The sequence below is a fragment of the Streptomyces sp. 8K308 genome, from assembly GCF_004348315.1.
Classification (GTDB): Bacteria; Actinomycetota; Actinomycetes; order Streptomycetales; family Streptomycetaceae; genus Streptomyces.
Map to the genome: position 1 here is coordinate 1 of NZ_SMKC01000598.1, position 1705 is coordinate 1705.

Genomic DNA, 1705 nt, shown 5'->3' on the forward strand with positions numbered 1-1705 from the left:
CCGGGGTGCCGGCGGGGGAGGCGTATGCCGCGCCCATGCCGGGGCCGACGTTCGCCGCGCACTTCCACCTGCCGGGCGACCCCTCGATCGCGCCCTACGCGTACGGCCGGCAGGGCAATCCGACGTGGACCGCCCTGGAGGCCGCGGTCGCCGAGCTCGAGGCGCCTGGCGAGGACGCCCTGGCGGTCGTGTTCCCCTCCGGGATGGCCGCCACCACGGCCGTGCTGTTCGCCCTGCTGCGGCCCGGGGACGTCGCCGTGCTGCCGTCCGACGGGTACCAGCTGTTGCCGCGGGCGCGGGAGCGGCTCGAAGGCTTCGGCGTCGTGGTGCGTACCGCGCCGACCGGCGCTGACGCGCAGCTCGCGGCGATCGACGACGACGTGCGCCTGGTGTGGGTGGAGACGCCGTCCAACCCCGGGCTCGACGTGTGCGACATCCGCCGCCTCGCCGACGCCGCGCACGCGCGCGGCGCGCTGCTCGTCGTGGACAACACCCTGGCCACCCCGCTGGGGCAGCGGCCACTCGCGCTCGGCGCCGACCTGTCGATCGCCAGCGGCACCAAGGCGCTCAACGGGCACGGCGACGTGCTGCTCGGCTACGCCGTCGCCCGCGACGCCGCGCTGGCCACCGCGCTGCGCGCCTGGCGCACCGAGACCGGGGCGATCGTCGGGCCCATGGAGGCATGGCTGGCGCACCGCGGGATCGCCACGCTGCAGCTGCGCGTCGAGCGGCAGGGTGCCTCCGCCCTGGCCGTCGCCCGCGCGCTGCGGGCGCGCCCCGAGGTGAGCGGCGTCCGGTATCCCGGGCTGCCGGAGGATCCCGGGCACGCGGTGGCGGCCCGGCAGATGCGGCACTTCGGCTGCGTGGTGTCGTTCACGCTGCCCGACCGCGCGCACGCCGAGCGGTTCCTGGCCGCGTTGCGCCTGGTGTCGGACGCCACCAGCTTCGGCGGGGTCAGGTCGACGGCCGAGCGGCGCGCCCGGTGGGGCGGGGACGACGTGCCAGAGGGCTTCGTCCGGCTCTCGGTCGGGATCGAGGACACCGAGGACCTGGTCGCCGACCTCGACGCGGCGCTGGACGCGGCGCTGGACGTTTCGTCCGGCGGCGCACGGGCCACATGACGGGCATGACCCCAGCACGTTCCGCGGTCAAACGCACGGCCCGCGCCATCCTGCTCGACCTGGACGACACCGAGCTGATCGTCATCAAGCGAACCAAGCCCGGCCTCCCGCCCTACTGGATCACGCCGGGCGGCGGGGTGGAGCCGTCGGACGAGACGGTCGTCTCGGCCCTGCACCGCGAGGTGTCGGAGGAGTTGGGCGCCAAGATCTGCGACGTGGTCCCGGCCTTCGTCGACACCGTCCCGCACGTGCCGGAGCCGGACGAGGACGCCCCGCCGCGGCTCAAGGTCCAGCACTTCTTCGTCTGCCGTCTCGCCACCATGGATCCGACGCTGCGGCACGGGCCCGAAGTGGAGGAGCCGCGCGGCACCTACGAGATCGTGCGGCTGCCGTTCACTCCTGAGGGGCTGGCCTCCGTCGATCTGGTGCCGGCCTCGCTCAGCGCCTATCTGGCGCGGAACATCCTGGGGGTCCGGGCGCTGCTCGCCGGCGACTTCGCCTGAGCCGAAGCGGAGCCTGAGCGGTCAGCGCGCGAACCAGTTGCCGTCGGCGAAGCCGCCCGCGCGCTCGGCGCGCTCCAGGGC

The 1705-nt window shown here is 75.1% G+C and carries 2 protein-coding genes; both read left to right on the top strand.

The window, feature by feature from the left end:
* The first annotated feature begins 5 nt into the window (after positions 1–5).
* On the top strand, positions 6–1121 hold the full coding sequence (locus tag E1265_RS36020) for a cystathionine gamma-lyase (RefSeq protein ID WP_243741356.1): 1116 nt from the start codon (positions 6–8) through the stop codon (positions 1119–1121).
* Positions 1122–1126: 5 nt separating this feature from the next.
* Positions 1127–1624 carry an NUDIX hydrolase gene (locus E1265_RS36025; protein ID WP_132935147.1) on the top strand — a complete coding sequence of 166 codons (498 nt, stop codon included), beginning with the start codon at positions 1127–1129 and terminating at the stop codon, positions 1622–1624.
* Positions 1625–1705: the final 81 nt, after the last annotated feature.

Bases quoted from the DNA above. Each gene is read 5' to 3' on its own strand.
- E1265_RS36025 (WP_132935147.1), top strand. From the start codon at position 1,127: ATGACCCCAGCACGTTCCGCGGTCAAACGCACGGCCCGCGCCATCCTG.